General features: G+C 53.5%; 4 protein-coding genes. 2 read left to right on the top strand and 2 right to left on the bottom strand.

Annotation, left to right across the window (positions count from 1 at the left end):
- Positions 1-196 precede the first annotated feature (196 nt).
- A complete protein-coding gene (locus Q8Q07_02500; GenBank protein ID MDP3879161.1) occupies positions 197-688 on the top strand; it encodes a hypothetical protein in 492 nt (163 codons plus the stop codon).
- A 38-nt stretch (positions 689-726) separates the two neighbouring features.
- Here the strand turns inward: Q8Q07_02500 and Q8Q07_02495 are convergent, their stop codons facing one another.
- Together Q8Q07_02495 and Q8Q07_02490 are read right to left on the bottom strand one after the other, a co-directional pair.
- Positions 727-2,787 (bottom strand): aldehyde ferredoxin oxidoreductase N-terminal domain-containing protein, encoded by a 2,061-nt coding sequence (locus tag Q8Q07_02495; protein ID MDP3879160.1) that lies wholly within the window; start codon positions 2,785-2,787, stop codon positions 727-729.
- Positions 2,788-2,987: 200 nt separating this feature from the next.
- Positions 2,988-4,865, bottom strand: a complete 1,878-nt coding sequence (locus Q8Q07_02490) for an ABC transporter substrate-binding protein (protein ID MDP3879159.1) — start codon at positions 4,863-4,865, stop codon at positions 2,988-2,990.
- A 474-nt stretch (positions 4,866-5,339) separates the two neighbouring features.
- On the opposite strand from Q8Q07_02490, the gene Q8Q07_02485 reads away from it, so the two are divergent.
- Entirely contained in the window at positions 5,340-5,789 is a 450-nt protein-coding gene (locus Q8Q07_02485; GenBank protein ID MDP3879158.1) for an Lrp/AsnC family transcriptional regulator, read from the top strand.
- Positions 5,790-6,107: the final 318 nt, after the last annotated feature.

The following is a 6,107-nucleotide window of genomic DNA, read 5'->3' as shown; positions in this document are numbered from 1 at the left end:
TCATCTCACTCAACTGGATTCCGTGTCAAGCACGGAATGGTTCACTCGGTCGGCGATATTTTCATCCTTTGTGGTGGCAATTGAAAAGTGACATGGAAAGTTCTACCTTCTATCATACGCGGCTCACCAGGAAAACCGGGTGTTCTCAGCCTCGAATAGAGAAACTGCCTCTTGATGTGTTACAATCCGGGGTGGCATGAACTATTCGAAAAGCCTGCTTCTTTACCAGGACGAACCGGCCTATGGACTATTGCTGAAGCTCATCGTCGCAGGGATGCCGGTAGCCTTGCTGGGCGCCAGCCTCTACCTCTTCTCCACGGGTGAAAATGAGGGAGGTTTGGCGTTGCTGCTTGAGGCTTTTCTCCTCGTTTTCATCTTCTGGGTCGTATTCCCGCGTAAATACCAGATATATGAAGACCACGTGCGTATCGTGCTGGGTGGCCCATTTTCAATCAAAGTCGGGTTTGACAGAATAAAGACGATAGAGGTCACCAGGCTGCCAACTCTCAGCGTTAATTTTGTCACCAGGCTGGCGCTGACTCACGTGGTGATCGTCAAAAAGAGGGGGCTGAGTATTGCCATCACACCGGGGGACAACGATTTGTTTGTTGAAAACGCCCGCCGGGCTATGGATAACTGGCTTAAGACAGGTTCCGGGCAAAGCTCAGGTGGGAAAATAAGCCGATAGCGCAGGGGGCATCGGCTTGCAACCCTGTCGAATCATTACTAAGAGAGTTGCCTTATGGCCAGAATCCCTCTCTCTTCCAGTTCCTGCCTAACGTCATCCAGCCCGAGTTTTTCCAGCGTCCCCGCGGTTGGGATACCCTCTTTGTCCCAGCCGCTTACCCTGTAGTACGTGTCGAGATACTTATCGAAGACATCCCGGTCTAATCGGCGGCGGGGTGGCGCCGGGTCCCTTTCGAAGAATATCTTCGGGGGAATGTCGTCCTGCCGGGTCAGTCCCAGTCTGACATTAAAGGCTCGGGCCATATTCACTATCCTCCTGGCGATAACCGTCAGCTCATCTTCATCGATATCCATTCCGGTAGCGGTGGCGATCAGCTCCGTCAGCAGGGCGCGGGTATTTGCCGAGGCAATGGCGCCGTTGGTGCGGTGGCAAATCCCGATGCTGTCAGTAATGGAATAGTGCTGGTGGTCATAAGATATCATTGCGCAGAACGACTCAGGGTCGCTGTCAAAATCACTGCCATCCCGGTTGTATTCGCGGAGGAAGACCTCTTCATACTCTTTAGGGTAGAAAAAGTGGCCTTTCTTAATAAAGGCTTCCCGCTCCTCCATCTCTCTGGGATTGATGTACCAGCCGTCACCCTGATAGGCTGCTGCCGCTTCCTTGCTCCCCTCACGAAATCCCCGCCAGGGCCTTTTCAGTATGCGCTGTATCTCGCCGCTTCTCTGTCCTCCCCAGTCCTTGGTACCGATGGTAAGCTGTAATGCCGCCGGTGTCGCGTAGGCGGCGGTGGAGGTGAGACGCATTTCCCTTCCTTTAACCACAAAGACGCGCTCTTCAGCGCCCCGGCCTATCTGACGGGCAGCCCGCATAATACCGTTAGCCAGCACATCGCCAATGCCTTCCCGCTTCACTATTTTTTCCATCAGGGCGGAGAAGACCTCGGGGTTGCCGAATTCAAGATGCAGGCCATCGGTATCTTCCCTGGTCAGGATTCCCCTCTCATAAAGGTCAATGGCAAAGGCTACCGCCAGCGGGAAAGCCTGAATATCCAGCCCCCATTCCTCAATCATGCTGTAGCAATCCAGAGCCCAGTCATAATCCAGGTACTTGGCGTAAACCATGAAGGTGAGCATTGAGGTGCATTTCATGACGCTGGTCCTGCCGTGATGATTGAAGGCGTTGAGGCACTGCATACCGCAGTTATAGCAGCCCATTACTGCCCTGCCGCCTTTTCTCTTAATCAGGTCATTTAAGCTGGCATCGACTTTAGTGAGTCCCCTTTTCAGCTCCGAATCCGGCGGTAGCTGCATCCAGTCTTCCTCATTGTAGTAACCGTACCAGACATCATGAGTTTCGCTCCGATTGATGCGGGACACACCCTGGCTCCTCTGACTGGATAATCTCTCCTGCGTCCTGTCCAGAATACGCTGGCTGAGCTGGTTGAAGGCGATCGGATTAGCCAGACTGACATCGCCGGTACCATAGACGGCGATTGCCTTCAGTTTTTTGTCTCCCCAGATAGCTCCCGGCCCACCCATGGCGGCGCTGCTGCCGGTACCTCCCATAATGGCAGCCTGAAAAAGTATATTTTCACCGGCCTGCCCGATGCAGGCAATCTCGATGCCCTCGTTCTCCAGGTCTTCCCGGATAATTCTTCTGGTTTCAAAGGTGCCCTGCCCCCAGAGATGGCTGGCGTCACGTATCTCCACCCGGTCGTCATTTATCCAGAGATAAACCGGGGTGGGTGATTTGCCGCTGATGATGATATTATCATAGCCGGCGTGCTTCAGTTCCGGAGCAAAATAGCCCCCCATAGCGCTGTGGTGATAGTACCCGCTTACCGGGGAGACAAAGCTGAAAATGCACCGGTTAGCGGCGGGCAATGAAGTGCCCACGAGCAGCCCCGGGCTGATGACCATGACACTTTCCGCGGAGAGGGGTTCTGTCTCGGGAGGGACCCTGTCCCATAACAGCTTCAGTCCGAAACCCTTTCCCCCGAGGTAGGCTCTGACCAGTCTGGGGTCTCCGGCTACTTTCCGGACCGTCCCGCCGGTCAGGTCAACTTCCAGGTTTGTTCCCGTCCAACCGTACTGCATTTCCTTCTCTCCCCAAAATATAACTAGCGGCCACAAAATGCCACTGGACTAACTATACTAATATTTTACTCTCTTACTCCCGTCACATCAAATTCTCCGGGACTCGGGGAGTGTCCAGCCCTCAGTCCCGGATAGAAAGAGAAGGGGAAAGAGCCAGTCGGCTCTTTCCCCCATCTTGCTAATTCTTTGTGTTCAGGCCCTCAGTAGCCCATCGCCTTCTTCATTTCCTGGTCCATCCAGATATACTTCATGAACCCGAACTGGCTGGTAGCGCCGAACATGCTTTCACCACTGTACCCCTTTACCCACGGCCACCACACTGTGTAGACACGCCCCTGTGGTAAGGGCAGGTAAAAGGCCTGCTCAATGGCGTGAGCGAAGATCTTGCCGAACTCCGCGTATGCCTTCTCATCATCAATCATGAAGTATTTGGCGAACTCGGCGATCATATTGGTCATCAACGGGTCGTCGACATAGGCGACATTGCTCTGGTGCCCTACCCGCCACTCGTGCTGAGAGTACGGAGCCGCCATGGCGGTCCAGATGGCTTCCGGGTGAGACCGGGCTATGCTGATAGAGTTGAAAACTCCGCGCTCTTTCACGGCCAGTTGCAGGTCTACGCCAATTTTGGCTAGGTAGAACTGCACTATGGAAGCGTAGTCGACATTCTCTGCCTCGAGAATCAGCTCCGCACTGAACCCGTTGGGGTAGCCGGCCTCAGCCAGTAACTGTTTTGCCTTGTCGGTGTTGTACTGGAAAAGCTCCTGGGCGGATGGTGGCAGCTCCTCGAAGGGGATGAACGCGCCGAGGCTTTTCCACATCGGGTCAGGCGTGTCTATCGGGTACTGGTACCAGTCACCCTCACCGCCAAAGAAATCATTGACTATCGCCTGCCGGTCAAGCGCCAGCCACATCGCTTGCCTGACCCTGACATCATGCCAGGGCAGCTCCGGCTTGTCCAGACGGAAGGCAATCATCGGGATACGCTCAGGGGCGCCGTTGGATTTCAACGCAGGATTAGATTGCACCAAACTCATCGCATCTTCCCTGGTCAGACCCGGGGAGGCGCCTCTTGAGCTTCTATCGCCGAGATGGTCAATCTTGCCGGTACGCAGCGCCGCCATGCGGGTGGATCGGTCGGTGATGAAGAGGGTCTTGATACTATCGAAGTAGGGTAGTTGCTGTCCCTTCCCCGGGCCAACGGGGTCTGTCTGCCAGTAGTTGGGGTTCCTGACGAAGGTAGCAGAACTGGTAGGAACATAGTCCTTGGGCATGAATGCTCCCGTGCCCACCCAGTTCATGAAGTCACCCAGGTCGTACTTGCCGATTAGTTCGCGGGGAATCATGTCCTGAGACTGTGCCGTCCATTTGAACATGCCGCCAAAGGCCGCCGGGTTGCCTTTAAGCTCAATCGTATACTTGTCGGTGGCTTTTATCGATGTCGGCCATTCTTCCGGGGTCAGCCTGTTCAGGGCGTAAGCATTGGGCAGTGGGTTGTCCGGGTCCATGTTGTAAGCCCACAGGTAGGAAGCCTCGGCGTCATAGGCATCGGCTTCCCGTCCGCCCACCAGCCGGCTGGCCGCGCTGTCCGGGTTGAGCCCCCAGTGCATCCCCTTTCGGATGTGGTAGATAACGGTATCATTGCCGATCAGTTCCCAGCTCTCGGCAAACGCCCCGGTCATGTGCAGGGGAGAGACAATGATGGTCACTCCTTCCACTTCTCCGGTGCCATAACCGCCCGCTTTCCCCTTGCTCCAGTCCGCGTCCATCATCGGGTCGCCGATGTGAGAGGTCATGGTACTGCTCCGTCCCCGCCCCACGAACGGGTGCATGCGGAGCTGCTCCGGCAGTACCAGTGTAAACGTTCCTCCGTGATTGGGCACGTCTGATGTCGTTGGTGTGGTGGGAGTTGTTGGGGTTGTCGGTGTTGTCGGAGTCGTCGGCGTAGTCGGCGTGGTTGGTGTTGTCGGTGTGGTTGGCGTGGTTGGTGGCGCCGGCGCCGCCGGTCCGCAGGCGGCCAGCACCATGGACAGTACCAACAGGCAACTCACTACCAGCCAGATACTTCTCCTTTTCATACTATTGTCCTCCTTGTTATTGGGGGTCCTTTGTTTTACTATTCATCCTGATGACTGTATAATTAGTCGGCCTGAATATATCTGGATAGCTGACCTCGCTACTAAGCCCGTTTACCCCCAGGGCTCCGGTTACGGGAGGAGTGTGGCTTGGTATTTAAGCTGGTAGAGTTGCCTGTTCTCCAGCACCCCGGTTTCCCCTAGCGAGGCCAGCTATCGTTTTAATTACCTGGTTTTCATACCACCCTCCCCGATAAGTCAGTTAATTCTAAACAGGTGACAGAGAGGGAACCTGTTATTGTATTAAAGTATGCACTCCTTTTGATATATGACGGAAAAGTGTAACTGGAGCTTGAATAGTAATCAAAAGGGTCATAAAATCAGGAATGCGTTATTATAAATGAGCTGCTTCCGAATGTCAACCCTATTTATTGCTTATTTGACAAATTAAGCGAAACAGTGTATCATCTAAGCGAAATGTATACTATTGATGAAACAGATGAGCAATTAATCAAACTACTGGAGCAGGATGCTTGGCAGACCAGTGAGGCGCTGGCCAGTCCGCTTAATGTTAGCTCGGCCACTATCCGGCGCCGGTTGAAGCGGCTGGTGCAGAACGGAATTTTACGTGCCGTGGCTGTGCATGTTGACACGACAGACACGCGGGTAGAGGCTATGGTAGCCTTGAATGTAACTCACGGCAGCCTGGATAGTGTTATCCAGGCGCTTGCCCGCCATCCGGAAGCCAAGTGGGTAGCCAGCACTACCGGGCGTTTCGATGTGCTTACGTTGTTCGAATTTAACTCGACTGAGGAGCTTTTTCAGTACGTGCGGAACACGTTGATACTGATAGATGGAATAAAAGACAGTGAGACATTTGTCTGTCTGCACGTGGGAAAAGGGAAGCATATTTTGAGTATAGCCTGAATATCTTTTTCAGATTCAGGACTGGGATCTATTCGCTTTCCCGAGCGGTTGAGTTGGCCGGTCCCGGCTGTTAGCACTGCTGTCCCGCTATTAGTCCCCGAGATTTTATGATTTTGTAATCTATTCCCCGCCGATTTTATGACTTTTAAATTGTCTGCCTTCTACAATTAAAGATTAAGTAAGTAGTATTGCTGGCGAAATCGTCATGGTTGGTTCACAGGTGAAACGGCAGGAGGTTCGATAGTGAAAAAGGTAGAAAGACTGCTCGTTACGTTATTTGTGATATTGGTGCTGTCAGTGGTAGCCTGTACTCCCACT

It is taken from the genome of Dehalococcoidales bacterium (assembly GCA_030698765.1).
In the GTDB taxonomy this organism is placed as follows: Bacteria; Chloroflexota; Dehalococcoidia; order Dehalococcoidales; family UBA2162; genus JAUYMF01.
The sequence above is the reverse complement of the archived record's forward strand: the minus strand, read 5'-3'. Positions and strand labels throughout refer to the sequence as shown.

Coding starts and splice junctions, on each gene's coding strand:
- Q8Q07_02500 (MDP3879161.1), top strand. CDS start 197: ATGAACTATTCGAAAAGCCTGCTTCTTTACCAGGACGAACCGGCCTAT.
- Q8Q07_02495 (MDP3879160.1), bottom strand. CDS start 2,787: ATGCAGTACGGTTGGACGGGAACAAACCTGGAAGTTGACCTGACCGGC.
- Q8Q07_02490 (MDP3879159.1), bottom strand. CDS start 4,865: ATGAAAAGGAGAAGTATCTGGCTGGTAGTGAGTTGCCTGTTGGTACTG.
- Q8Q07_02485 (MDP3879158.1), top strand. CDS start 5,340: ATGTATACTATTGATGAAACAGATGAGCAATTAATCAAACTACTGGAG.